The following is a 24,773-nucleotide window of genomic DNA, read 5'->3' as shown; positions in this document are numbered from 1 at the left end:
GGAGAAAACACCCCCATGACTGATATCCAGCAAACTGTATACGTGGTCGAGGACGACGAAGCCGTTCGTGATTCACTGGAGCTGTTACTGAAATCCGATGGTAAGCCGGTCAAAACCTATGAAAACGCGGCGATATTCCTCAAGGACTACTCCGAAAAAATGGCAGGCTGCATTGTGTTGGATATCCGCATGCCCGGTATGGATGGCATGGAGCTGCAAAAAAAGCTGAACGACAAACACTCCATTCTGCCCATTATTTTTGTGACCGGTCATGGCGATGTGCCCATGGCGGTTGATGCCATGAAAGAAGGCGCAGTGGATTTTATCCAGAAGCCTTATCGCGAAGAAGCGCTGCTTGAGAAGATTGAAGCGGCTCTGGAGCAAGACCTTGAACAGCGTAAAACGCTGGATGAGAAACAGGAGATCATCCGCAGGGTCAAAAGCCTAACGCCCCGGGAACACGAGATTATGGATCGTATGATCGAAGGTCAGGCGAACAAGGTAATTGCTATCGAACTGGAAATCAGCCAGCGCACGGTAGAAATTCACCGTTCCCGGGTGATGCATAAAATGGGTACCCACTCACTCGCACATCTGGTGCGTATGGTGCTGTCCGTAAAGAACCTTATCGACGCGCGGTAATCCCGGCGGCATCATGCGGTTATCTTTTTGACCGGCCGTTTACTATATGACTGCAGCTGTCAGCGAAAATTCAGAGGTTACGGTTCTGCTTGTGGATGATAATCCACAGAACCTGAAAGTTCTCTACGAGACACTCAAAGACAAAGGCTATCGGCTTTTGATTGCCAATGAAGGCGAAAAGGCACTGGATCTTGCCCATCGCCATCAGCCTGAAGTCGTCTTGCTCGACATCATGATGCCTGAGATGGACGGTTACGAGGTGTGCGAACGCCTCAAAGCCGATCCTGAAACAGCCGACTGCGCCGTCGTGTTCCTCTCAGCCCTTGATGATCTGGAAGCAAAAGTAAAAGGCTTTTCCCTCGGCGGTGCGGACTATATTTCCAAACCCTTCCAGTCTCAGGAAGTCATTGCCAGAGTTAAAACCCACGCCAGTGTTATCCGGCTTGAGCGTGAACTGCACGCTCGTAATCGGGAGCTTCAGAGCGATCAGGCGCGCATCCTCAACTCCATCAGTGAAGGCATCTATGGCCTCGATGAGAACGGCACCATCGAGTTCGCCAACCCTGCAGCCGCCGTCATTATGCGTTGCCCGGTTGAAGACCTGATTGGGCGCAATTTTTTCGAAACGCATTTCTCTACGGCGGCGCAGTGCCCGGATGGTCTCCCTGTTAATGCCACATGCCGTCAGGGTGTTGCCGAAAACCAGCGCGATATACGAATGCTGCGTGCCGATGGCACCGGGTTTCCGGCGGAATACCGGTCTACGCCCAAGCTTGATGGCGAGGATTTACACGGTGCAGTGGTGGTGTTCCGCGATATTACCGCCGAGCTTGAGGGCGAGAGGGCGCTGGAGGAAGCACGAGAGCTTGTTCAGGAGCAGCGTGATCAGCTGGCGCACACGTCCCGTTTAACCACCATGGGTGAAATGGCAGCCGGTGTGGCCCATGAGGTAAACCAACCGCTAACGGCGATTGCGAATTACGCCCGGGTGTCTAAGCGGATGATGGCAGTTGAAAATCCTAATCTGACGCTATTGCAGGAGACCCTCGACAAAATCGAGGCCCAGTCTCACCGTGCAAGTGAGATTATTCGAAGAATTCGCCGGTTCATGAAGAAGCCCGCCACGGGCAAAGAAGTCTTGTCGGTTTCCTCTTTGCTGGAGGATACGCGTCAGTTTGCAGAAGTGGATGCGCGCAATAACGACGGTGCTATCGAGCTTAGTGTGCCGGAGGACATGCCGGATATTCTGGCCGACCCTGTACAAGTGCAACAGGTTGCGCTCAACCTGATACGAAATGCTCTCGAAGCCACGCGCACAGCAGAATCTGACTCGCCAGTGGAAGTAACTGCGCAAGTGACGGGAGACGGCTGTGTTCGGGTTGAGGTGCGTGACTACGGCGTAGGGCTGGCTGAAGATGCCGAAGAAAAGCTGTTTCTGCCGTTCTACACCACCAAAGACGAGGGCATGGGGATTGGTTTGTCCACCTGTCGCTCGCTGATTCAGGCTCAGGGAGGGGAAATAGGTTTTGAGCGCCCCGAGGATGGCGGTGGCGCCCGTTTCTTTTTTACGCTTCCTGTGGCGGCACCGCTCCCCTCATCGAGCGATGAGAGCTCCTGTGGCGCGATTTAAAGCCATTCGATTTGACCGCTGAGGTGAGGCGCATCACCTCTCGCATTCAGTAGTTGATAATCCCATGCCGTTTTTCCTTCCCGCCAGTTCAGTTGCGCTGTGCCCGGCAAAAACACCGGTTTCTTGAACTGGCAGCTAACCTTCAGCGGACCTGATTGCCACCCATCCTGTTGCCCCATAATGGCCAGCGTGTGTGCCTTGCTCCACATGCCATGCGCAATGGCTTTGGGAAAGCCGAAAGCTTTGGCGGTCAGGGCGTGCATGTGAATCAGGTTGCTGTCACCAGAAACTTTTGCGTACTGGCGCCCGATAGACTCTCCTACTTTGATCTCTTTTGTATTCGGATACTGCTCTAAAGCGGGTGGCGCGGTTTTTTCAGTTGGCTTCCCGTTGGGTTCGGACTGGCGGAACAACATGGTGCTGCTTTCTTCCCAAACCACAGAGCCTGCAGAACTCGCCGTGGTGATCATGTCGAATTCAATGCCTCTGCTGGTTCGCTCCTGCCCGCTTAGGTGCACATCTAGCTTCAGGGCTTCACCCGTTCCAATTTGTCTGTACTGGGTAATGCTATTGCGCAAGTGAACCAAGCCAAGGAGCGGAAGCGGAAAGGTTTTTTCGGTTAGTAACTTCAATTGCAGCGGAAACGCAAGAATATGGGGCCAAGTAATGGGTAGTTGGTTGCTGGGCTGAAATCCGCACACACGCTCGTATTGCTCTAAGTCGGCTCGCGATGTGTGCGCATACAGAAGCGTTGCAGAGAGCTCAGGAATCCTAACGTCGGTTCCGGAAGAGACTTTTTTCGGTAGCGCGGCTTTAGCGAAAAGCGGTAGCAACGTGGGTGGTGTGTCTCTATATACAAGCGTATTCGACATAAGTATTTGTTCCCAATGGTCAAACGATAATTTATGGGCATCAAAGATAAGCAAAAGAAATCGAATGCAGGTGCCCGTTGTGCTCGGATTCTGGTAAAACTGTGAGTCTATGGCCTGATATGCTCTAATGTAAGACGATAGTCTAGGTCGATTTTTTTGCGATTCGGACAGAATTAGAGCCGGGCAGGCCGTTTTCTCAAGCTTGTTGCAAGTCTGGCAAACCCGTCCGGACGACGCATTGACTTAGTGTGTTCCGGCGGGTGTCCGTCGGGCCAAAGTAGTATCCAATAAATACGAAGCGGGATTATATGCAGGAACTACGTGACGCAGGCGTGATGTTGCGCCTTATCTACGAGGCGATGAAGACAAAGGGTATTGATACCGATCTCATATTTAGTCGCTTGGGCGTGGATGCAAACTATGTATACACGGAGCAGCTTCGTACTCCGCATAGCGCCCAGATGTTTTTCTGGCAAGCTGTAGAAGAAGTTTCCGGTGATCCCGATATTGGCCTCCATCTTGGTCAGGTTTTGCCGGTCTATAAAGGTCAGGTTCTGGAATACCTGTTTCTAAGTAGCCCGACGTTTGGGGAAGGCTTGCGGCGTGCAAAGAACTATCAGCGTTTACTGAGCGACGCGGCTAATACAGATTTTTTCATCGAAGGCGAGAACGCCTATATGTTGCTGGATACCGCATCCGATGATGTCCGGCGCCTGCGGCATTTCAACGAGTGTTTTGTTCAGGGGTTGATTACGTTTTTCCGATCCATCACCGATAACCAGTTTTACCCGTCGCGGATCGAGTTTGAGCATGATCGCAAAGAAGGGCGCGAGCATGTGGCCGAAGTGTTGGGGTGCGAGGTGGTTTTTGGTGCTGACGAAAACCGTTTGTACTTTCCCACAAGTCTGCTTTCCCACGCGTCCCCACATGCGGAACCGGAACTTTTGGACTTGCACGAGCGCTTTGCCAGCGAGCAGGTTGCTCGTTTGGAGAAAAAGGACATTGTTGGGCAGGTGGAGCGAATCATCGCCGAATTGCTCGATAGCGGCGACGTGACTTTGGATTCGGTAGCAACGCGGTTAGGCATAAAACCCCGCACGTTGCGCACACGGCTTACCGAGGCAGAAACCAGCTTTAATCAGGTACTGGCTGATTTCCGCTACCGTCTTGCTAGGCAGTTGCTGGCGACAACAGACGAGTCGATTGACGAAATTGTATACCTCACCGGATTTTCGGAGCCAAGCACCTTCTATCGCGCGTTCAAGCGTTGGTCTGGTATGACCCCGATTGAGTACCGGAAAACAGCACAGGGCAAAGATGCCATGGTCGATGCTATGTAAAACGCGGGTTTTTTGTTTTTTTTCAGAAAAGGCGTTGACTTAATCAGGCACCTCTTTATAATGCGCTCTCGTTGTCACCGAGCAATCTCCTGAAGTTTGCAACGCTTTGAATGTATTTAGAAAAGCAATCGGTTATAACTGTGGAGCGGTAGTTCAGTTGGTTAGAATACCGGCCTGTCACGCCGGGGGTCGCGGGTTCGAGTCCCGTCCGCTCCGCCACTATTTCGAAAAGCCGTTAGCTAGTTCCTAGCTAACGGCTTTTTTCGTTTTGTGTTCTGCTCAATTGGTCCTGTCTGTTTCTTGCATTTGGAGTCTACCGCTCGGCTGAAGGCAGTTGCTCAGGTAGTCCAGTAACATGCGCACTTTCGGCGATAAGTAGCGATTATGGGGGTAGATGGCCCAAACTCCGTCGTCTTCCTCTTGGCAATGCGCAAGAAGAGGAATCAGTTGGCCTGAATCCAGAGAAGGCTGCACATAATAATCCGGCAGCTGAACAATGCCGATGCCTTTCAGTGCCGCATCAAGCAAGCTCCAGCCACTATTGCATTTTATGTTGCCAGTGATTCGGATATTGCGCGGCTTGCCTTTCTCCTGAAAGCGCCAGTAGTCTAGGTTGCCTTGCAAGCAGTTGTGTTGTTCCAGCTCAGACAGTGAGTGTGGAATCCCATAGCTCGACAAATAATCGGGTGAGGCGCAAACGTAGAGGGTTCTTGATGATAGTCGCTTAGCCATCATGCTTGAAGCCTCAAGCTTGCCCATTCTCACTGCCAAATCATAACCTTCTGCAACGAGATCCAGCGTTTGGTTGGTGAGGTTCATATGCACCTCAAGATCCGGATAACGTAGGGCAAAGTCGTTAACTAAAGGAGCAATAACTTTTTCCCCAAATGTTACGGGCGCCGTCAGTCGTAGTTGGCCTTTGGGAACAAGTTGAAGGTTGGTGACGGAACGTTCGGCCTCTTCAAGCCCATCAAGCACTCTTCGGCACTGTTGATAGTAGATTTGGCCGGTATCCGTCACCGACACTTTGCGAGTGGTTCGATAGAGCAGTTTTGTAGATAGCCGGGCTTCCAGTGCGCTAACTTGGCGGCTGACTTGAGCCGTAGAGATACCTAGCCTTTTTGCCGCTGCGGTAAAGCTTTGTGCCTCGGCCACCGCTACGAATTCACTAACTCCTTCCCATATCACAATTTTCTCCTTCTAGTTGTTGTGTGGATGGCGGGTAAAGATATACGTAAGACGGCCATACAGCTTATCATTGTTACGTATTAGTAAAAGTGAATTGCCGGTTTGTGGGATTATCTACGCGTCTGGAAATAATATAATGCTTCTATCAACATGGCGGAAGCATTCTGCCTGAACATTACAACGACTGGAGCGCTATATGACCCAAACAATCAAATCCAAAGCCGCCATCGCCTGGGGCCCGAAACAGCCTCTGTCTATCGAAGAAGTGGATGTTATGCCACCGCAGGCCGGTGAAGTGCGCATTCGCGTTATTGCCAGCGGTGTTTGCCATACCGATGCGTTCACCTTGTCGGGTGAAGACCCTGAAGGAATCTTTCCAACCATTTTGGGTCACGAAGGTGGTGGCATTGTTGAATCCATCGGCGAAGGGGTTACCAGTGTGGAAGTGGGTGACCACGTAATTCCGCTTTACACCCCTGAGTGTGGCGAGTGTAAATTCTGTACCTCTGGTAAAACCAACCTTTGCCAGAAGATTCGTGAAACTCAGGGCAAGGGTCTGATGCCGGACGGCACCACGCGTTTCTCCTTGAACGGTAAGCCTATCTACCATTATATGGGCTGCTCAACCTTTTCTGAATACACTGTGCTGCCTGAGATTGCGCTGGCAAAGGTCAACAAAGAAGCACCGCTTGAAGAAGTCTGCTTGCTCGGTTGCGGTGTGACCACCGGCATGGGTGCGGTGATGAATACCGCTAAAGTTGAAGAGGGTGCCACCGTGGCTATCTTCGGTATGGGCGGCATTGGTTTGTCGGCTGTTATCGGTGCCACCATGGCGAAAGCCAGCCGCATCATTGCCATCGATATTAACGAGAGCAAGTTTGAACTGGCCCGTCAGCTCGGCGCGACCGACTGCATTAACCCAAAGGATTACGACAAGCCGATTCAGGAAGTTATTGTTGAGCTGACTGATGGCGGTGTCGACTACTCCTTCGAATGCATTGGCAACGTGGATGTGATGCGTTCGGCTTTGGAGTGCTGCCATAAAGGCTGGGGTGAGTCAGTGGTCATCGGTGTTGCCGGCGCAGGTCAGGAAATATCTACCCGCCCATTCCAACTGGTCACCGGCCGGGTTTGGAGAGGGTCTGCATTTGGTGGTGTGAAAGGGCGTTCTGAGCTGCCGGGTATTGTAGAGCAGTACATGAGAGGTGAGTTCAAGCTTAACGACTTTATTACTCACACCATGGGGCTGGAAAGGATCAATGAGGCCTTCGATTTAATGCATGAGGGCAAGAGCATTCGTACCGTTATTCACTTTGACAAATAACGAGGAGGGTCGCTTGGGTATGGCGCAGGCGACCATCTATCAGGGAGATTGCAATGAATATTGAGAATCTTAGTCGAAACAAAAGCTTTGGTGGCTGGCACAAGCAGTACAGTCACCACTCAGACACATTGAATTGCGATATGCGATTCGCTATTTATCTGCCGCCGCAGGCTGCCAACGGTAACAAGGTTCCTGCTTTATACTGGTTGTCTGGCTTAACCTGCACCGATGAAAACTTCATGCAAAAAGCGGCTGCTCACCAAATGGCTGCTGAGTTGGGCGTTGCTATTATCGCCCCTGACACCAGCCCTCGCGGTGACGATGTGGCCGATGACGAAGCCTACGATTTAGGTAAAGGCGCAGGGTTCTATGTTAATGCCACTCAGGCACCCTGGAACCGGCACTACCGCATGTACGATTATGTGCTGAACGAATTGCCGAATCTCATCGAGTCTGTTTTCCCGGTGAATGATAAGCGGTCAATTTTTGGTCACTCTATGGGTGGTCACGGTGCTCTGGTGCTGGCGATGCGCAACCCCGAGCGCTTTCAGTCGGTATCGGCCTTCAGTCCGATCAGTAATCCGGTAGATTGCCCCTGGGGAAAGAAGGCATTCGCTGCTTATCTGGGTGATGATCCCGACAGCTGGGCTGAATATGACTCCAGCTTGTTGATGAAGAACGCCACGCAGTTTGTGCCTGCGCTGGTAGATCAGGGTGAAGCCGATAACTTTCTGGTTGAGCAGCTCAAGCCGGAAGCGCTGGAGGCTGCAGCGAAGGTGAGTGGTTATCCACTGACTCTGAATCGCCACGAAGGCTATGACCATAGCTATTACTTCATTGCCAGCTTCATTGGTGAACACCTGCGCTTTCATGCTGAGCACTTGAACAAATAATATTAATCCCCGATGCGCTCTGCCGCTTGGGGTCGCTATTACCTTTGTTGGCTACGGGGTGGCCCGGAACTGTTTCCGATGCTCCCCCGGGCTTATTTCAAACCAACGGCGGTAAGCTTTGTGCAATGCCGCCGGGTTGGAAAAGCCCAGTAGCCAAGCGATTTCTGATAACGATGTTTCTGTTTCCCGAATATAGTCCCGCGCCAACTGTTTTCTGGTATCGTCCATCAGTTCTCTAAAGCCTGTGTTTTCAGAGGCAAGTTGTCGTTGCAGTGTCCAAGGCGTAACTCCAAGTTTTGACGCAATCGTCTCAAGGCTCGGTGTTTCTCCTCGAAACAAAGGCGTTAGTAAGCTCTTTACCCTGTCCCCGGTTGTCCACCCTCGTTGGATATCGCGCAATTCCGTTTCACACAATAGCAGCAGTTTCTCGTGCATGGCCGGTTGTGCCAGTAGGGTTGTCTGGCTCCAAATATCTTGACGTACCGCTATGCTATTTGTGGCTGCCCCAAACTGAACCGGGCAACGAAACCAGGCTTCATAAAGCTCATCCATGCCGGTAGAAGGGTATTCAATACAGACTTTCTCCAGCACATCCCATTGCCCGCTCACGGTTCGCAGAAACTGAGTCCAGGCGCTTAGCACTGAGTCAACAACGAAATAATTAAATGCGTTGTAGGGTTGAATGGAATAAAACTGAATGAGCCGTTTTTCGGGATCTGCGGTGGGTGTTCCACGGCTATTCCGGCTGGTCAGTAGGGAATAGTGAATAAGTGTTTGTATAGCGTTGCCCACGGTATTGGCGCACTCACCTGCAATGCCCGGCAATCCCATATCTACAGGTCTGGTCAAGGCGCCAGTGCGCAGCCCCAATGTGGCGTTGCCGCAGGCCTGAATCGCTGCATGCCCAAGTCTCATAAAGCGCGGAATGCTGATTCGAGCCTCAGCGGACGTAAGAGTTTGTGGGCTGAGCTGAAAGTGGCGGGCCAGTTCCTGCGCGTTTACGCCTTCGGCTTCAGCAGCCCGGAGCAATACCGAAATGTGGAGCACGCTGATGTCACCGAGCGGGTGACGGTTTGAAAAGGGCTGAAGGTGTGCTGGTTTCATGTCGATTCGTCACGCGCTGTTTTCTTAGGATAATATATTGTTGTTCAGGGATATTGTTGAACGCAACCTGCATGGGTACTTTAGACATCATCAAAAAAGAGTGGGGCGGTTAAGATCCTGCCTTTGATCACTATGAGGAGACCCGTTATGACGACCAATGCGACATCTGGCCTGGCCAAGTACCCTAACTTGCTTGAACCACTGGATCTGGGCTTTACCAAACTGCGGAACCGTACCCTGATGGGGTCCATGCACACAGGTCTGGAAGAGGCCAAAAATGGCTTCGAACGTCTTGGCGAGTTTTACGCTGAGCGCGCCCGTGGTGGTGTTGGCCTGATTGTAACCGGTGGTATAGCGCCAAACCCGGAAGGCGCCGTTTTTCAGGGTGCCGCCAAATTGACCAACGACGACGAAGTGGAAAAGCACAAGGTGATCACCAGCGCCGTCCACAAAGCGGATGGCAAAATCTGCATGCAGATTCTTCATGCCGGTCGTTATGCTTATTCCCCTGCGTTAGTTGCCCCTTCTGCTATTCAAGCGCCTATCAACCCATTCAAGCCCAAAGAGCTGGATGAAGCCGGTATCGAAAAGCAGATTGAGGATTACGCAGTTTGTGCCCAGCTTGCGCAAAAGGCTGGCTATGATGGTGTTGAGGTCATGGGTTCTGAAGGCTACTTCATTAACCAGTTTATTGTAGCTCACACCAACCACCGCACAGACCAATGGGGTGGCAGCTATGAAAACCGTATCCGTCTGCCTATCGAAATCGTGCGTCGCGTTCGCGAGCGTGTTGGCGAGAATTTCATTCTTGTTTATCGCCTTTCCATGTTGGATCTCATCGAAGATGGCAGCACCTGGGAAGAAGTAGTGCAGCTGGCTAAAGAAATCGAGAAGGCAGGCGCAACCATTATTAATACCGGCATTGGCTGGCACGAGGCACGAGTGCCTACTATCGCCACGTCTGTTCCCCGCGGCGCGTTCACTAAGGTAACCGCACGCCTTAAAGGCGAAGTAAGTATCCCATTGGTGACTACCAACCGTATCAACATGCCGGATGTTGCCGAGAAGATTCTGGCTGAGGGCGATGCAGATATGGTGTCTATGGCTCGCCCATTCCTTGCGGATGCCGACCTAGTATTGAAAGCTGCTGAAGACCGTGCAGAAGAAATCAACACCTGCATTGGCTGTAATCAGGCCTGCTTGGACCACACTTTCAGCGGTAAGCTGACTTCATGCCTTGTTAACCCTCGCGCTTGTCATGAAACGGAACTCACTTATGTGAAAACTGCAACGCCCAAATCGATTGCGGTTGTGGGTGCTGGGCCAGCAGGAATGGCGTTTGCAACCGTGGCGGCAGAGCGTGGCCACAAGGTGACGCTGTTTGATGCCGGTAAAGAAGTTGGTGGCCAGTTCAATGTGGCCAAGCTGATTCCGGGTAAAGAAGAGTTCTATGAGACCCTACGCTACTTCCGCGTGATGCTGGATAAGCACGGCGTAGATGTGCGCCTGGAAACCCGTGTAAATGTGGATGATTTGATGGCGGGTGGCTTTGATGAGGTAGTACTGGCAACAGGTGTGGAGCCACGCACGCCGGATATCGAAGGTATTGATCACCCGAAAGTGATCGGTTATCTGGATGCTCTGCTTGAGCGTAAACCGGTCGGCCAGAAGGTTGCCGTTGTTGGTGCTGGCGGTATTGGGTTTGATGTCTCGGAATTTATCGTGCACAAGGGAACCTCTGCCGCGCTGGATCCGGACCACTTTATGCGGGAATGGGGCGTTGACCTTACGGTAGAGCATCGCGGTGGTATTAAAGGCATGAAAGCAGACGTGCCTGAGCCAGCTCGCGACGTTTTCTTGTTGCAACGCAAAACCTCGAAAGTAGGTAAGAACCTCGGCAAAACCACAGGGTGGATCCACAGAACATCACTCAAAAACCGTCAGGTTCAGATGGTGCCCGGTGTGGCCTATCGCAAGATTGATGACGAAGGCCTGCACATCACCGTCACCCCTAAGGGTGCGGAGCAGGGTGAAGATCGCATTCTGCCGGTAGACACCATTATTCTGTGCGCCGGTCAGGAGCCATTGCGTGAACTGCAGGGCGGGCTTGAAGCGGCAGGGCTGCCTGTGCACTTGATTGGTGGTTCAGATGTGGCCGCAGAGCTGGATGCCAAGCGGGCGATTGATCAGGGTAGCCGGTTGGCCGCCGAGATCTAATCACAAAACATTGTAGTTTTTTCCTATGCATCGGAGACTCTCTGACTAGACTATAAAGTCTTAGTCTGCCAGAGAGTCTTTTGATTTTGGGGAGTCTGTAATGGTACCTGCCGGTCAGGCAACCGATGATTATTCGGCCGTATTCTTTATCGAAGGTAATCAGGTGGCCCGGCAGATGCGTGCCAGCGAGTTTGGTGCTTTCCTTGATGGCTATGTTGGACTGTCGGACCTTGCTGAAACCGATGTGAAAGCCGTTCTGGTGGACCTAAGTAGTGATCTTCTGGTGCGCGCCCTTGTGTTTTTCCGTATTTGGTTTGATGAGGAAGGCAGGGCAGACAGCAACTGGAGTGTGCCCATCGAAGAGCTTGCTCGCATGGGTGCAAAAGGGCCAGATATGGGGGGCGGCGCTATTCGCCTCGTATGTCGCAGCCTGTGCCCAAAGCCCAGTTACGCCTCTGAATTGTGGGACCCGGACATGACGCCGGGAAACAACCACTTTCAACTTATCCGCAAAACTGTCAGCGCCAATGCGTTGAAATTCCGCCACGTGCCTCCCGAAGAAGAAAATATCCCGGTGCTACGAGCCGGAGAGAACGAGCCCGCTCCGGATGACGAATCGCGCATTGGCGCTGACCGGGCCCGCTTGGCTCAATTAATTCGCGAACAGCGCTTGCGCATTAAAACCCTGCAAAGCGTGCATCGGGATGTGCTTTCCGATGTTCAGCGAGAGCACCGGCTTGAGCTTAAAGCATTGCGCACTCAGGTTGATGATTTGGAGCAGAAGTACGAGCGGCAACGTCACAGCAATGAACAATTAAAGCAACGTTTGGCTGAGCGTAACCAGCAATACCTGAGCATGCAGGAGCAAGTTGAGTCCAACGGGGCGGGGAAAGACCGGGAAGATGCCAAGGCCATTGCCGAATTGGTCCTGCTCCGCGAACAGCTAGATCGCAAGCAGCGTGAGCTGGAATACAGAGATGAGAAGCTTGTTGCTCTGGAGCAGGAAGTACATGAGCTTCGAAGCCGGGAACCGGCAGAAAATACGGTGATGGGCCACCTAAAAGCAGAGTCCGTATTTTTAGTGGCCTATCGCCCGGGTGTGGGGCATTTGACGCTACCTTACGAAGATATTGAAACCTACTTTAGCAACCCGACAGCCTATGCTGCTGAGCGCTGTGGCATGAACGAACCAGCGTATCTGCAGTGGCTCGCCCATTACGAGAATCCGGTTTGCCAGTATTGTATCGAGAACGAAGAACCTTGCGGCGAGCCACTGTTGCGCGTCAGTCAGCCTGGGGACTTTCGGCCGGGAATCGACAATCGTTGTGAGAACCATCAGCCTTAAAAATAATGCCCCACCTATTGCATATGCCAGAACTCTTTTCAGTATCCGGGTGACTTTGGGTAGACTGTAGCTCAGATAGTTATGGGTGAGAGCGGGCTTGGTTGTTTAAACCGTATTCCGACATTACAGGAAGCTTCATGGATCAATTCAGAAATATAGGCGTTATTGGCCGCATGGGCAGCGTGAAAGTTGTCGAGTCTCTGCGCCAATTAAAACAATATCTGGTCGCCAACCACTATCACGTTATTCTTGAGGAAGACACTGCCAGCATGCTGCCCGGCCACGGTTTGCAGGTTGCCAGCAAAAAGCTCCTTGGGGAAATATGCGATCTGGTTATTGTGGTAGGAGGTGATGGAAGTTTATTGGGCGCGGCTCGGGAACTGGCCAAGTCCAAAATTCCATTGCTCGGTGTAAACCGGGGGCGGCTGGGTTTTCTAACCGACATTTCACCCGGTGATCTGGAAGAGCGCCTTGGTAAGGTACTTGAGGGTGAATACATTGAAGAAACTCGGTTTTTGCTCGACGGTAATGTAGAACGCAACGGGCAACCGTTGGGTTTTGGTACCGCTTTGAACGACGTGGTGCTACACCCAGGCAAATCTACCCGAATGATTGGGTTTGATCTCTATGTTGATGGCCACTTCGTTTACAGCCAACGCTCGGATGGCCTGATTGTCTCGACCCCCACCGGCTCTACCGCTTACTCACTGTCTGCGGGTGGTCCCATAATGCACCCTAAGCTGGATGCCATTGTTTTAGTACCCATGTTCCCGCACACCCTTAGTAGCCGCCCAATTGTGGTGGATGGAAAGAGCGAGATAAAGCTGGTTATTGGGGAAACCAACGAAACCTACCCGCAAATTAGCTTTGATGGCCAGATGAACATTGCCTGCGCGCCGGGCGACATCATTCGCATCGCCAAAAAGCCTTTCAAAATTCGGCTGATTCATCCCACAGACCACAATTTTTACGCCACCTGCCGCGATAAGCTTGGTTGGGCAAATGAAATAGCAGCGAGTTGATCATGGCTGGAAATAATCATACTGCAAGTCGTGGTTACGACATCATCGGCGATATCCATGGTTGTGCACACACCCTCGCGATGCTGCTGGAGCAGATGGGATACAGCAAGGTAAACGGTGTTTACCAGCATCGTCAGCGTCAGGCTGTATTCATCGGCGATATTATTGATCGCGGCCCGAGAATTCGTGAAGCTCTGCATTTGGTTAGGGATATGGTTGAACGCGGTTCGGCGCGTATTGTCATGGGAAACCACGAATATAATGCTTTGGGCTACTGCACGCGGGCCAGGGCGGGCAGTGATAAAACCTGGTTGCGCGAGCACAACCCGAGGCACGACCGACTGATTCGGGAAACGCTGGAGCAGTTCGACGCCTACCCCCATGAATGGAACGATTTCCTCGAGTGGTTTTACACGATTCCTCTATTCATCGAGGAAGACGATTTCCGTGCGGTGCACGCCTGCTGGGATGACGAGCTCATCCGGAAGTTCAAGCAAGTACAAGGTGGCGCCTGCATTGACGAGGATTTTCTTCATGCGTCTGCAGCAATCGATTCATTTGCCGGTCAGGTAATGGACACCTTGTTGCGTGGAACGGATTTGCGCCTTCCTCCGGGTATGAAAATAACGGGGCGAGACGGCTACGTTCGAGAGTTCTTCCGCACCAAGTTCTGGGCCGATAATCCTCGTACTTATGCAGATGTTGTGTTTCAGCCAGATCCTTTGCCGCCTGAGGTGGCCAACCGCGTACTCACCGAGGACGAACGCAAGCAGTTAATCAGCTATCCGCTGGACGCGCCACCGGTGTTTGTGGGGCATTACTGGATGGACAGTGAACCTGCTCCGTTAAAATCCAACGTCGCATGCATTGATTTCAGCGCAGTAAAATACGGCCGACTGGTAGCCTACCGAATGGATGGCGAGCGAGAACTTTCCCGCGACAAGTTCGTATGGGTTAACGTTGCTCGGGATCATCAAGACTCCCCGGATTATCCCACCAGTGAGGACAGTGTCGCACGCTAAATGCTAAGCAATAGTAGTGTGGGTCATTAATCTGAACATCCCGCGAGGCAAGGTAGATTGTGTACCGAGTAAAGCAGTTGGATATCAGTGTAGATCTTGGCGGGTTCAGCCAGTGGTTGAGAAGCCAAGGCGTTCCTCACCGAATCAGTGAAGAGGGCGGGTTTCAGGTATTGTGGCTGGAACATTCCGAGCATGCCGAACCCGTTCTGGAAGCGCTTGAGCGATTCCTTGCCGAGCCCGGCATTCGACAGGCGGTTGAGCAACAGAATCACTCGCCGGTGTTTGTGGCTGGACGTTGGCAGCCCTCTCCGCGCCATGCACCTCTGGTATTGGGGATCATTGTGCTTGGCGTGCTGATGGCCTGGTTTACGGGTCTCGGCAGTAATCAGCTCACGGCTAATTTGCTCATTGTCGACCCTAGGGCTTACGACTGGGGCACTATTGCCAGCCGCATCGATGCGCTTGCCGCAACGCTTGTTAGCGGCCAGATCTGGCGGCTTTTTACCCCTGACTTCCTGCACTTCAGTTGGACTCACATTATTTTCAATTCCGTGATGCTATGGTTTCTGGGAAGCCAAATTGAATGGTTTGACGGTCGTGGCCGGTTGGTATCGCTTTTTATAGTGACCAGTCTTCTCTCCAACGGCTTGCAATACATCGTTTCGGGACCGTTTTTTGGCGGTCTTTCGGGCGTTGTTTATGGCATTCTGGGCTATTGCTGGCTAAGCCAACGATCAGTACCGAGGTTCCAGTTCCCGCCAGCGTTGGTAACCTTTGCTGTAGTGTGGATGGTCATTGGCTTCACCCCTTTGCCCGAAATGCTAGGGCTAGGCCGAATGGCAAATGAAGCGCATTTAGGCGGGTTTGTCGCGGGCTTGGCCGTAGCCGCTATTTTGCCGCCACGTAAGAAGCGGCAAGCATAAAAAAACCCCACCAGAGGTGGGGTATAAAAGAAGCAAATTGCTCCTGATGAGAGAGACCAAATGATACGACCGTCGTCATTTGGTAGAGCAATGATAATCATTATCGTTTATATCTGTCAAACGATTCCTCTACTTTTTTATGAAGGTTTGTTCAGGAGAACCGGATGACCTACGAAGAGTTAATCAAGCGACTCGACCCTAACGTTTACCAGAGCCTGCGCCAGTCCATTGAACTTGGAAAATGGCCCGATGGCCGGAAGCTTACGCCGCAGCAGCGTGAAATTAGTCTGGAAGCTGTTATCTACTACGAGAACCTGCATGGTATCCCGGAGCAGGAGCGAGTGGGCTATCTTGATCGAGGCAGTAAGGCTGGCACCGCATGTGACCCGAGCGTGCAGCGTAATCAATCAGGCGGTAACAATATTGATCCTGACCAGTTTGTTGAGGTTAAGTCTTGAGCAACCTTGCAGATGTAACCGGGCGGCTCCGGAAAATGCCTGCCGAAACTGCCGACCCGGTGTCTTATGCGTTAGCTGTGGGCGATGAACGGGTGCCATTGAATGATCTCATAGGTAAGCCCATACGCTTCGATTATGAAGGCGTAATCCGATGTATTAACTGCGACCGAACAACGAAAAAGAGCTTCAATCAAGGCTTCTGTTACCCCTGTTTCCGTAAGCTGGCGGCCTGTGATAGCTGCATAATGAGCCCGGAAAAGTGTCACTACCACTTGGGTACCTGTCGTGAGCCTGAATGGGGTGAAACCCACTGCATGATCGAGCATGTGGTTTATCTGGCCAACTCGTCTGGCCTAAAAGTGGGCATTACCCGCGGCTCTCAGGTGCCAACGCGCTGGATTGATCAGGGTGCGGTGGATGCCATTCCCATGCTGAGAGTGGCGACCCGCCACCTTTCCGGTCTTGTTGAGGTGGCCTGTAAAGCGCACGTTGCGGATCGCACAAACTGGCGCGCCATGCTCAAAGGCGATGTGCCGGAATTGGATCTTGTGCAGGAGCGCCAGAGAATTTTATCCCTCATTACGGATGATATCGCTGCGCTGCGGGAAGAACATGGGCAAGGTGCTATTCGTGAGGTCGACGAGCAAGGGCTTGACCTGACTTACCCGGTACATGTCTGGCCAGCGAAAATCAAAACCCACAATTTGGATAAAACACCGGAAGTAGAAGGGATACTTGAGGGTATCAAGGGGCAATACCTGATACTCGACACCGGTGTGATCAATATTCGCAAATTTACCGGTTACGAAGTTCGTTTCCGGGTGATGGGTGCTTAATTAACCACCCATTCCCGGCCGCTTTTATAAAACCCGAGTGCCTGCTTTGGACAGGTCTCGGGCTGAGAAATCTGGAGACAATAAATGCGCACAAATCAGCCGAAAACCATTCACCTGAGCGAATACAAAGTACCTGCCTATCTGGTGGACACCGTCGAACTTTGCTTTCAGCTCTACGATGATGGTGCAAGGGTCCACAGCACATTGAGCGTGCGCCAAAACCCGGAATCTAAAGAAGTGTCCGCACCGCTTACGCTAGACGGCGATAGCCTCAAGCTTGAGCGAGTTGAATTGGACGGTAAGGCGCTGGTAGCGGGCAACGACTATGAAGAGACCGGCGAGCATCTCGTTATTACTAGTGTGCCATCCCAGTTCGAATTAACCGTTGTGACCTGGATTGAGCCCCAGAACAATACCCGCCTTGAAGGGCTATACAAATCTTCCGGTATGTTCTGTACCCAGTGTGAAGCGGAGGGTTTTCGCTGCATTACTTATTTTCCGGATCGGCCGGATGTGATGGCTCGATATCGCACCCGCATTGAGGCAGATAAAGCCACTTGCCCGGTGTTGCTGTCGAACGGCAACGATATAGATCGGGGCGATCTGGAGAACGGTCGCCACTTTGTTACATGGGAAGACCCGTTCCCAAAGCCGAGTTATCTTTTTGCTCTTGTAGCGGGCGATCTTGTGGAAAAGCAGGATACCTTCACTACCTGTTCCGGCCGAGACATTGATCTGCGTATATATGTTGAACCCCGTAACGCTGCTAAATGCGAGCATGCCATGGACTCCCTCAAGCGCTCTATGCGCTGGGATGAAGAGGTTTACGGTCGCGAGTACGATCTGGATATCTTCATGATTGTTGCGGTGGATGATTTCAATATGGGGGCCATGGAAAACAAAGGCCTTAATGTTTTTAACTCTTCATGTGTTTTGGCCAGCCAAGAGACCGCCACTGATCTGGCATTTCAGCGTATTGAGGCCATCGTTGCCCATGAGTATTTTCATAACTGGTCTGGCAACCGGGTAACTTGTCGAGATTGGTTTCAGCTGAGCCTGAAAGAAGGGTTTACGGTATTTCGGGATTCCACCTTTTCGGCTGATATGGGCTCTCCAACGGTCAAGCGCATAGAGGATGTAACACTACTTCGCACTGCCCAGTTCGCAGAAGATGCCGGCCCCATGGCGCATCCGGTACGACCTGCCTCGTACATGGAAATTAGCAACTTCTACACCCTGACGATCTATGAAAAAGGTGCAGAAGTTGTTCGCATGATTCATACCCTGCTAGGGCCGGATCTGTTCCGCAAAGGCAGTGATCTGTATTTCGAGCGCCACGATGGCCAGGCAGTTACCACCGACGACTTTGTAAAGGCGATGGAGGATGCGTCTGGCCGGGACCTCACGCAGTTCCGCTTGTGGTACGACCAAGCAGGCACACCCGTACTGACGGTGTCAGACGAATATGATTCGGAACAAGGCATCTACCGCCTAACGGTTGAGCAGACAATTCCCGACACACCCGGGCAGACCAACAAAAAACCGCAGCATATTCCTTTTGCTCTGGGCCTGCTGGGTGTTGAGGGCGAAGCCTTGCCCCTGCGGCTCGAAAGCACGGGTGATGCAGCAAGCGTGCCGACCGAGCGGGTTCTTGAACTGACAGAAGCAAGCCACACCTTCGAGTTTCATGGCTTGGCCCAGAAGCCTGTGCCCTCGCTTCTGCGTCACTTTTCTGCGCCAGTGCGGGTGATTTATCCCTGGAGCCGTGAACAGCTGGTGTTTTTGATGAGCCATGATCCGGATGGTTTCAATCGCTGGGACGCTGGCCAACGCCTTGCTGTGGATGTCATCCAGTCACTGGTTAGCTCACCCGAGACGGCGGAGATTGAGCCGCGATTGGTAGAGGCATACAGAGCCTTGCTTGCCGATGTGTCACTCGATCAGGCACTGGTTGCTAAAATGCTGCAGTTGCCCTCCGAGGCCTACCTGATCGAGCTGGCGGATAGCCCGGATGTCGCCGCTATTCACCGTGCACGCGAACGTGTATTGAGCCACCTCGCCACCTCGCTTCGGGATGAGTTGGTGGCCTGCTATCACGCAAATACGGGCGGCGGAGCTTATGGAGTTACGCCGGAGTCCATCGCTCGCCGCAGCTTGAGGAATACAGCATTATCGTGGCTGCTGCTGATTAATGACGATGCGGGTCGCGATCTGGCTGTTAAGCAGTATAGCGATGCCGACAATATGACCGACCGTATAGGTGCATTGCGCGCATTGGTGAACTCCGAATACGCGGCGGAGCGAAGCCAAGCTCTGGCTGACTTCTACGAGCGCTTCCAGGATGACCCGCAGGTTGTTGAGCAGTGGTTTGCCGTGCAAGCCTCCAGCGATCGGGCAGGGCAGTTGCCACAGATTCAGGCACTACTAAAGCACGCGGCATTTGACTGGAAAAATCCCAACAAGATACGTTCCGTTATTGGCGTGTTCGCGGGCCAGAATTTGGCGGCATTCCACAATCCAGACGGTTCGGGCTACGGGTTTCTTGCGGATCAGGTGTGCCGGTTGGATGACAGTAATCCGCAGATCGCCGCTCGTTTAGTGGCGCCACTGACACGCTGGAAGAAGTTTGCACCAACCTACAGCGCATTAATGCACAAGGCGCTGGAAAAGATCCGAGATAAGCCCGAGCTGTCAGCGGATTTGTACGAAGTGGTGCATAAGAGCCTTGAAGCCTAAGGTCTCGTGTTAGAAAGCCAGCTGTAATTGAACGTCCTGATTACAGCTGGATACAAAATCGCACTTTCGGTCGATAGACAACCTTGACAGATTGGCTAACCTGTTAGAAAGCCTGTGTCTTCAACAGGTAACAATAAAAAAGCCTTTCCACAGGCTTCCAAAATGATTTCAGGGCGATATATGAACTATAAAAAAAGTGCGTTACTCGGGGGCTTGCTCGCCCTCTCGATAGCGTCAACATCTTCATGGGCAGCCGTTTCTTCAGCTGAGGCATCGCGCCTCGGCCAAACCCTGACGCCTTTCGGCTCCCCCAAAGCGGGCAATGAATCCGGCACTATCCCGGAGTGGACGGGCGGTATAACTAAGCCACCCGCTGGCTATAGTGAATCAGGTCAGCATCATATAGACCCTTTCCCGAACGACGAAGTGCTGTTCACCATCACTGCAGCGAACAAAGACCAGTACGCGGCGCATCTTTCAGACGGCGTTCTGGCAATGCTTGAAACCTATCCAACCAGTTTTCGTGTTCCGGTTTACAAGTCCCGTCGTACCCATGCAGTACCCGAATGGGTTGCTAAAAACACCCGTGAGAATGCTGTTAAGGCAGAAGTTGTTGGTACGGGTGAGGGTCTTGATGGCGCCTATGGCGGCTACCCCTTCCCGATTCTGAGTGGGAATGATGAGCAAAAAGCTTGGCAGGTTATCTGGAATCATCTTACTCGTTGGCGCGGAGTGTCCGGCACTCGTCGCTCTAGTGAGGTTGCTGTGCAAGCCAATGGCGATTACTCACTGGTCACGACCCAGCAAGAGGCGTTTTTCAACTTCTATAATCCAGAGGGCAGCGAGGAGGAGTTGGACAACATTATTTTCTATTACACCTCGTTTACCCAGTCGCCACCGCGCCTTGCGGGAAGCGCCATTCTGATTCACGAAACACTGAATCAAATCATTAATCCAAGAAATGGCTGGGGTTATAACGCTGGGCAGCGCCGCGTTCGTAGAGCCCCGAACTTGGGTTATGATTCACCAATTGCAACGGCGGATAACCTTCGCACGGCAGACGATTCAGATATTTTTAACGGTGCTCTGGATCGCTACAACTGGAACTATGAGGGTGTAAAGGAAATTTACGTTCCTTATAACAACTACCGAATTGGCGAAAAAGGCACGCCTTATTCTGAAATTCTCGGCATTTCCCACTTGAACCCGGACCTGACCCGTTGGGAATTGCACCGTGTGCACGTGGTTGAAGCCACCCTGAAAGACGGTGCCCGTCATATCTACGGCAAGCGTCGTTTTTATGTGGATGAGGATAGCTGGAATACACTTTTGCTAGATCAGTATGACGGCCGTGGAGAGTTGTGGCGTGTAACCATGGGTTTGGCAAAAAATTATTATGAACTTCCGGGTGTGTGGACAGTTTTGGACGTCTATCATGATCTACAGGCGCGTCGCTATCACGTGCTCGGCCTAGATACTGAAGAGCCAAATACCCGTGTGCTCACAGAAGAAGTTCCGAACAAGCGCTATTACTCTCCGGCTTCCCTGCGTCGCAGGAGTGTTCGTTAAAGCGCACGCCAGAGATTTACAGTTAAAACAACATAATAGGCAATCTGAATGGCTAAAAGGTTGATGTGCAAGACGCTAGGGGCAGCCTGCCTCGGGCTTTCCATGGTTTGGTCCGCGCCAGCGGCATATGCGCTTGCGGATCTTATCGAAACGCCGGCCCGGCAAACCGACTTGGCCCCATCCAATCTTCTCACTGACGCCGTTCGCGCGGGTGACAGGATAGTGGCGGTTGGTGAAAGGGGGCACATCATATATTCCGATGATGGCGGAAAATCCTGGGAGCAGGGCAGCGTACCTGTGTCTGTCACTCTAACGGCTGTGGACTTCGGAACAGAAACCCATGGCTGGGCTGTTGGCCACAGCGGGGTGGTTCTGCATACCGAGGACGGTGGTGAGAATTGGAGCCTCCAGTTAACGGGGATTGATGCGTCTGAGTTGGCCATTGCGAGCAAGGAAGATCAGATTGCTGCGATGGAAGAGCGCATTGAAGAAGCGCCCGAGTCGGAGAAAGCTGATCTTGAATGGGCAATGGATGATCTGATTTTTGCTATGGAAAACATGCAGTCAGATTTGGATATCGGTCCTGTAAACCCGTTGCTTGGTGTTTGGTTTGAGAACGATCAGCACGGGTTTGTTGTAGGCGCCTACGGAATGATCCTGCGCACGCAAGATGGCGGAAATAGTTGGAGCGATTGGGCACCGAAAATTCAGAATGCCCAAAACTTTCACCTTAACAGCATTACCCGCGTTACCGGTGGTGCACTTGTGATCGTTGGGGAAGCCGGGCAAATCCATGTTTCGGTGGATAACGGAACAACCTGGGAGCGCCGAGAAAGCCCCTATGAGGGTTCTCTGTTTGGCGTCATTGGAACCGGTCAGGTGAACGAGATTCTAGCTTTTGGCTTGCGTGGCAACATGCTGTTTTCAACCGATTTGGGGAAAAGCTGGCGAATGGTGCCGAACAGTGCGGGCGCAACGCTTAATGATGGCGCTGTCGCTGAAGACGGCCGGATAACTTTGGTTGGCAATGGTGGCACTGTGCTTATGAGCGGTAATGGCGCAGACTCGTTTCGTGAGCACTTCCGGAGTGACCGGGCGGGCATAATGAGCGTCGTTCCGGTAGCTGGAACCAATCTTCTCGTTGTCGGTGAAAGCGGCGTGAAGATTACCGATGCGCGCGGAAAGAACCTTCAATAACGCCCTGATGTGGCAACAACCGAAAAAATAATAGAGGGGCTTTTGAATGTCCAACCCGAACCATGACAGGGGTGAACACTACCTGACAACGCCAAAGGCCGAGCCGTTTTTGGAGCGCCTGATTTTCAACAATCGGGCGGTGATCCTCATCGGCTTCCTGATATTAACGGCGTTTTTGGGCTACAACGCGGTAAAAATACAGCCGGATGCAAGTTTTGAGCGAATGATTCCGCTTGAGCACCCGTATGTTATCAATATGTTGGATCACCGGAATGATTTGGAAAACCTCGGCAACTTTGTGCGTATTGCCGTAGAAACCAAAACCGGTGATATCTTCTCTCCTGAGTACATGGAGACTCTAAAGCAGATCACTGACGAGGTGTTCTACCTAAACGGTGTCGACCGGTCTGGCCTGAAAACTCTCTGGACATCAAACGTTCGATGGGTGGAAGTAACGGAACAAGGCTTTCAGGGCGGCAATGTAATTCCCGATGACTATGACGGCTCGCCTGCAAGTTTGGAACAGTTGCGCCAGAATATCCTGCGATCCAACGAAGTGGGTCGGCTGGTATCCGATAATTTCCAGTCTACTATCGTGTACGCGCCTTTGTATGAGAAAAACCCGGAGACTGGCGAGCCGCTGGATTACGCAACGTTTTCTCGAGAGTTGGAAGAAAAAATCCGGAATAAGTACGAAGCGCAAAATCCCAACATCAAGATCCACATTGTCGGCTTCGCCAAAAAAGTGGGCGACTTGATCGAGGGGATTGGTTCGATCGCCTGGTTTGCAGGCATTACGATCCTGCTGACCACGTTGTTACTGTTCTGGTATTCCCGTTGCATCACGGGCACGTTGGTGCCTGTATTTACCTCCATTGTTGCAGTATTCCTGCAGTTGGGCGCTCTGAGGCTGCTAGGCTACGGGTTGGACCCTTATTCGGTACTTGTGCCTTTCCTTGTTTTTGCCATTGGTATCAGCCACGGCGTGCAAATTGTAAACGCTATGGCAGTAGAGGCTGCGAAAGGTTTTGATGCGATCACCGCTGCCCGTTTGGCATTCCGTGCACTTTATATCCCTGGCATGTTGGCGCTGATTTCCGACGCATTCGGTTTCCTCACGCTGTTCTTCATCGAAATTGACGTTATCCGTGATCTGGCCATTGCCGCGGGTTTGGGTGTTGCATTCGTTATCATCACCAATCTCGTACTGCATGTACTGATCATGTCGTATCTTGGTATTTCAAAGGGTGGTGTTCGTCATGTACAGAACCACGGCGAAAAACAAGATCGCAAATGGCGGCTGATGTCCTACTTCGCGCATCCGGGCGTCGCACCGATTTCACTGCTTATTGCTGTGGTGGGTTTGGGGCTTGGTCTGTATTACAAGCAGGATCTGAAAGTAGGTGATCTTGATCAGGGTGCCCCTGAGCTGCGTGCTGACTCGCGCTACAATTTGGATAATGCTTATATCATCGACAACTACTCAACAAGTGCCGATGTGCTGGTTGTGATGGTTAAGACACCGGCGGAGCAATGCACCCAGTACAATGTGCTGCGGGCTATGGACTCGCTTCAGTGGGAGCTGCAAAACACCCCTGGCGTCCAGTCCTCCGCGTCGCTTGCCGATGTGTCCAAGATCGTGACCAAGGCGCTGAACGAAGGCAACTGGAAGTGGTATGAGATTTCCCGCAACCAGACCATTATTAACGCGTCCATCCGTGAAGCGCCGTCTGGACTTATCAATACCAAGTGCAGCCTCACGCCTGTACTTGTGTTCCTTGAAGATCACAAAGCGGAAACGCTGGAGACTGTGGTCGAGAGAGTGGAAGTATTTGCCGAAGCTAACAGCAACGACAATCACACCTTCTTGCTTGCAGCTGGTAATGCCGGTGTTGAAGCGGCTACCAATGAGGTTATCGCTAACGCCAAGGATATGATGCTTATCCTGGTGTATAGCGTGGTGAGCTTATTGTGCTTTGCCACGTTCCGCTCTATTCGGGCTGTGCTGTGTATTGTTGTGCCGCTGGGGTTAACCTCGATTCTCTGCGAAGCGATCATGGCTGTGTCGGGTATTGGCATAAAGGTAGCAACCCTTCCTGTGATTGCGCTTGGCGTGGGTATCGGTGTGGACTACGGCATCTATATTTACAGCAAACTTGAAAAATACTTGCTCGAGGGTAAAACGCTTCAAGATGCCTATTTCGAGACCCTGCGCTCTACTGGAAAGGCTGTTATGTTTACCGGTGTAACCTTGGGGCTGGGTGTGGTGACCTGGATCTTCTCACCCATTAAGTTCCAGGCCGATATGGGCTTCCTGCTATTTTTCATGTTCCTGTGGAATATGATTGGCGCAATTTGGCTGCTTCCGGCGCTCGCGCGCTTCCTGCTGCGGCCGGATCAGATGATCGCCACAGCACGCGCTGCAAAATAGAACTGGCAGTCGCTAACAAAAAGG

At 52.1% G+C, this 24,773-nt stretch carries 19 protein-coding genes and 1 tRNA gene; 17 read left to right on the top strand and 3 right to left on the bottom strand.

Translation table 11 applies throughout. The annotated features are described in order from the left end of the window. The first annotated feature begins 15 nt into the window (after positions 1-15). Both fixJ and FE845_RS14185 read left to right on the top strand, forming a co-directional pair. Positions 16-642 (top strand): response regulator FixJ, encoded by a 627-nt coding sequence (gene fixJ / locus FE845_RS14190; protein ID WP_200365829.1) that lies wholly within the window; start codon positions 16-18, stop codon positions 640-642. A gap of 46 nt (positions 643-688) precedes the next feature. Then, positions 689-2,272: a response regulator gene (locus FE845_RS14185; RefSeq protein WP_200365826.1), complete on the top strand. Its 1,584-nt coding sequence runs from the start codon at positions 689-691 to the stop codon at positions 2,270-2,272. Here the strand turns inward: FE845_RS14185 and FE845_RS14180 are convergent. Further along, a complete protein-coding gene (locus tag FE845_RS14180; RefSeq protein WP_200365824.1) occupies positions 2,269-3,144 on the bottom strand; it encodes a MaoC/PaaZ C-terminal domain-containing protein in 876 nt (291 codons plus the stop codon). The two genes, FE845_RS14185 and FE845_RS14180, sit on opposite strands and share 4 nt — an antisense overlap. Positions 3,145-3,452: 308 nt before the next feature. Between FE845_RS14180 and FE845_RS14175 the strand changes: the two genes are divergently transcribed. Continuing rightward, positions 3,453-4,484, top strand: coding sequence for an AraC family transcriptional regulator (locus tag FE845_RS14175; RefSeq protein WP_200365822.1), 1,032 nt, complete (start codon positions 3,453-3,455; stop codon positions 4,482-4,484). A 142-nt stretch (positions 4,485-4,626) separates the two neighbouring features. Next, positions 4,627-4,703: transfer RNA gene (locus FE845_RS14170), tRNA-Asp, on the top strand. 60 nt (positions 4,704-4,763) lie between these two features. On the opposite strand, the gene FE845_RS14165 is transcribed toward FE845_RS14170, so the two are convergent. Further along, on the bottom strand, positions 4,764-5,675 hold the full coding sequence (locus FE845_RS14165) for a LysR substrate-binding domain-containing protein (protein ID WP_200365938.1): 912 nt from the start codon (positions 5,673-5,675) through the stop codon (positions 4,764-4,766). Positions 5,676-5,868: 193 nt separating this feature from the next. Between FE845_RS14165 and FE845_RS14160 the strand changes: the two genes are divergently transcribed. After that, a complete protein-coding gene (locus FE845_RS14160) occupies positions 5,869-6,996 on the top strand; it encodes an S-(hydroxymethyl)glutathione dehydrogenase/class III alcohol dehydrogenase (protein ID WP_227714365.1) in 1,128 nt (375 codons plus the stop codon). A 53-nt stretch (positions 6,997-7,049) separates the two neighbouring features. Further along, entirely contained in the window at positions 7,050-7,889 is an 840-nt protein-coding gene (gene fghA, locus FE845_RS14155; RefSeq protein ID WP_200365820.1) for an S-formylglutathione hydrolase, read from the top strand. A 51-nt stretch (positions 7,890-7,940) separates the two neighbouring features. On the opposite strand, the gene FE845_RS14150 is transcribed toward fghA, so the two are convergent. Next, positions 7,941-8,993 (bottom strand): AraC family transcriptional regulator, encoded by a 1,053-nt coding sequence (locus FE845_RS14150; protein ID WP_200365817.1) that lies wholly within the window; start codon positions 8,991-8,993, stop codon positions 7,941-7,943. Positions 8,994-9,140: 147 nt separating this feature from the next. On the opposite strand from FE845_RS14150, the gene FE845_RS14145 reads away from it, so the two are divergent. The 11 genes from FE845_RS14145 (at position 9,141) to FE845_RS14095 (ending at position 24,749) form a co-directional block, all read left to right on the top strand. Next, positions 9,141-11,210 carry an NADPH-dependent 2,4-dienoyl-CoA reductase gene (locus FE845_RS14145; RefSeq protein WP_200365814.1) on the top strand — a complete coding sequence of 690 codons (2,070 nt, stop codon included), beginning with the start codon at positions 9,141-9,143 and terminating at the stop codon, positions 11,208-11,210. 100 nt (positions 11,211-11,310) lie between these two features. Then, positions 11,311-12,555 (top strand): DNA repair protein, encoded by a 1,245-nt coding sequence (locus FE845_RS14140; protein ID WP_200365812.1) that lies wholly within the window; start codon positions 11,311-11,313, stop codon positions 12,553-12,555. A gap of 137 nt (positions 12,556-12,692) precedes the next feature. After that, a complete protein-coding gene (locus FE845_RS14135; protein WP_200365810.1) occupies positions 12,693-13,577 on the top strand; it encodes an NAD(+) kinase in 885 nt (294 codons plus the stop codon). Between the two features lie 2 nt (positions 13,578-13,579). Next, a complete protein-coding gene (locus tag FE845_RS14130; RefSeq protein WP_200365808.1) occupies positions 13,580-14,599 on the top strand; it encodes a metallophosphoesterase in 1,020 nt (339 codons plus the stop codon). Between the two features lie 59 nt (positions 14,600-14,658). Continuing rightward, positions 14,659-15,522, top strand: coding sequence for a rhomboid family intramembrane serine protease (locus FE845_RS14125; protein WP_200365806.1), 864 nt, complete (start codon positions 14,659-14,661; stop codon positions 15,520-15,522). A 164-nt stretch (positions 15,523-15,686) separates the two neighbouring features. Further along, positions 15,687-15,980, top strand: coding sequence for a YeaC family protein (locus FE845_RS14120; protein ID WP_200365795.1), 294 nt, complete (start codon positions 15,687-15,689; stop codon positions 15,978-15,980). Continuing rightward, positions 15,977-16,816, top strand: coding sequence for a DUF2797 domain-containing protein (locus FE845_RS14115; protein ID WP_200365793.1), 840 nt, complete (start codon positions 15,977-15,979; stop codon positions 16,814-16,816). Before FE845_RS14120 ends, FE845_RS14115 begins: the two co-directional genes overlap by 4 nt. A gap of 84 nt (positions 16,817-16,900) precedes the next feature. Further along, the gene (gene pepN, locus FE845_RS14110; RefSeq protein WP_200365791.1) at positions 16,901-19,552 is read left to right on the top strand and encodes an aminopeptidase N; all 2,652 of its coding nucleotides are present in this window, start codon (positions 16,901-16,903) and stop codon (positions 19,550-19,552) included. A gap of 180 nt (positions 19,553-19,732) precedes the next feature. Further along, positions 19,733-21,121, top strand: coding sequence for a DUF1329 domain-containing protein (locus tag FE845_RS14105; protein ID WP_200365789.1), 1,389 nt, complete (start codon positions 19,733-19,735; stop codon positions 21,119-21,121). Positions 21,122-21,169: 48 nt separating this feature from the next. After that, entirely contained in the window at positions 21,170-22,318 is a 1,149-nt protein-coding gene (locus FE845_RS14100; RefSeq protein ID WP_227714364.1) for a WD40/YVTN/BNR-like repeat-containing protein, read from the top strand. A 46-nt stretch (positions 22,319-22,364) separates the two neighbouring features. After that, positions 22,365-24,749 (top strand): efflux RND transporter permease subunit, encoded by a 2,385-nt coding sequence (locus FE845_RS14095; RefSeq protein WP_200365787.1) that lies wholly within the window; start codon positions 22,365-22,367, stop codon positions 24,747-24,749. Positions 24,750-24,773: the final 24 nt, after the last annotated feature.

It is taken from the genome of Marinobacter sp. 1-4A, from assembly GCF_016597725.1.
Classification (GTDB): Bacteria; Pseudomonadota; Gammaproteobacteria; order Pseudomonadales; family Oleiphilaceae; genus Marinobacter.
This window is presented reverse-complemented; position numbering and strand designations above follow the sequence as displayed.

Excerpts from the sequence above, each read along its gene's own strand:
- fixJ (WP_200365829.1), top strand. The coding sequence starts at position 16 with ATGACTGATATCCAGCAAACTGTATACGTGGTCGAGGACGACGAAGCC.
- FE845_RS14185 (WP_200365826.1), top strand. The coding sequence starts at position 689 with ATGACTGCAGCTGTCAGCGAAAATTCAGAGGTTACGGTTCTGCTTGTG.
- FE845_RS14180 (WP_200365824.1), bottom strand. The coding sequence starts at position 3,144 with ATGTCGAATACGCTTGTATATAGAGACACACCACCCACGTTGCTACCG.
- FE845_RS14175 (WP_200365822.1), top strand. The coding sequence starts at position 3,453 with ATGCAGGAACTACGTGACGCAGGCGTGATGTTGCGCCTTATCTACGAG.
- FE845_RS14160 (WP_227714365.1), top strand. The coding sequence starts at position 5,869 with ATGACCCAAACAATCAAATCCAAAGCCGCCATCGCCTGGGGCCCGAAA.
- fghA (WP_200365820.1), top strand. The coding sequence starts at position 7,050 with ATGAATATTGAGAATCTTAGTCGAAACAAAAGCTTTGGTGGCTGGCAC.
- FE845_RS14150 (WP_200365817.1), bottom strand. The coding sequence starts at position 8,993 with ATGAAACCAGCACACCTTCAGCCCTTTTCAAACCGTCACCCGCTCGGT.
- FE845_RS14145 (WP_200365814.1), top strand. The coding sequence starts at position 9,141 with ATGACGACCAATGCGACATCTGGCCTGGCCAAGTACCCTAACTTGCTT.
- FE845_RS14140 (WP_200365812.1), top strand. The coding sequence starts at position 11,311 with ATGGTACCTGCCGGTCAGGCAACCGATGATTATTCGGCCGTATTCTTT.
- FE845_RS14135 (WP_200365810.1), top strand. The coding sequence starts at position 12,693 with ATGGATCAATTCAGAAATATAGGCGTTATTGGCCGCATGGGCAGCGTG.
- FE845_RS14130 (WP_200365808.1), top strand. The coding sequence starts at position 13,580 with ATGGCTGGAAATAATCATACTGCAAGTCGTGGTTACGACATCATCGGC.
- FE845_RS14120 (WP_200365795.1), top strand. The coding sequence starts at position 15,687 with ATGACCTACGAAGAGTTAATCAAGCGACTCGACCCTAACGTTTACCAG.
- pepN (WP_200365791.1), top strand. The coding sequence starts at position 16,901 with ATGCGCACAAATCAGCCGAAAACCATTCACCTGAGCGAATACAAAGTA.
- FE845_RS14105 (WP_200365789.1), top strand. The coding sequence starts at position 19,733 with ATGAACTATAAAAAAAGTGCGTTACTCGGGGGCTTGCTCGCCCTCTCG.
- FE845_RS14100 (WP_227714364.1), top strand. The coding sequence starts at position 21,170 with ATGGCTAAAAGGTTGATGTGCAAGACGCTAGGGGCAGCCTGCCTCGGG.
- FE845_RS14095 (WP_200365787.1), top strand. The coding sequence starts at position 22,365 with ATGTCCAACCCGAACCATGACAGGGGTGAACACTACCTGACAACGCCA.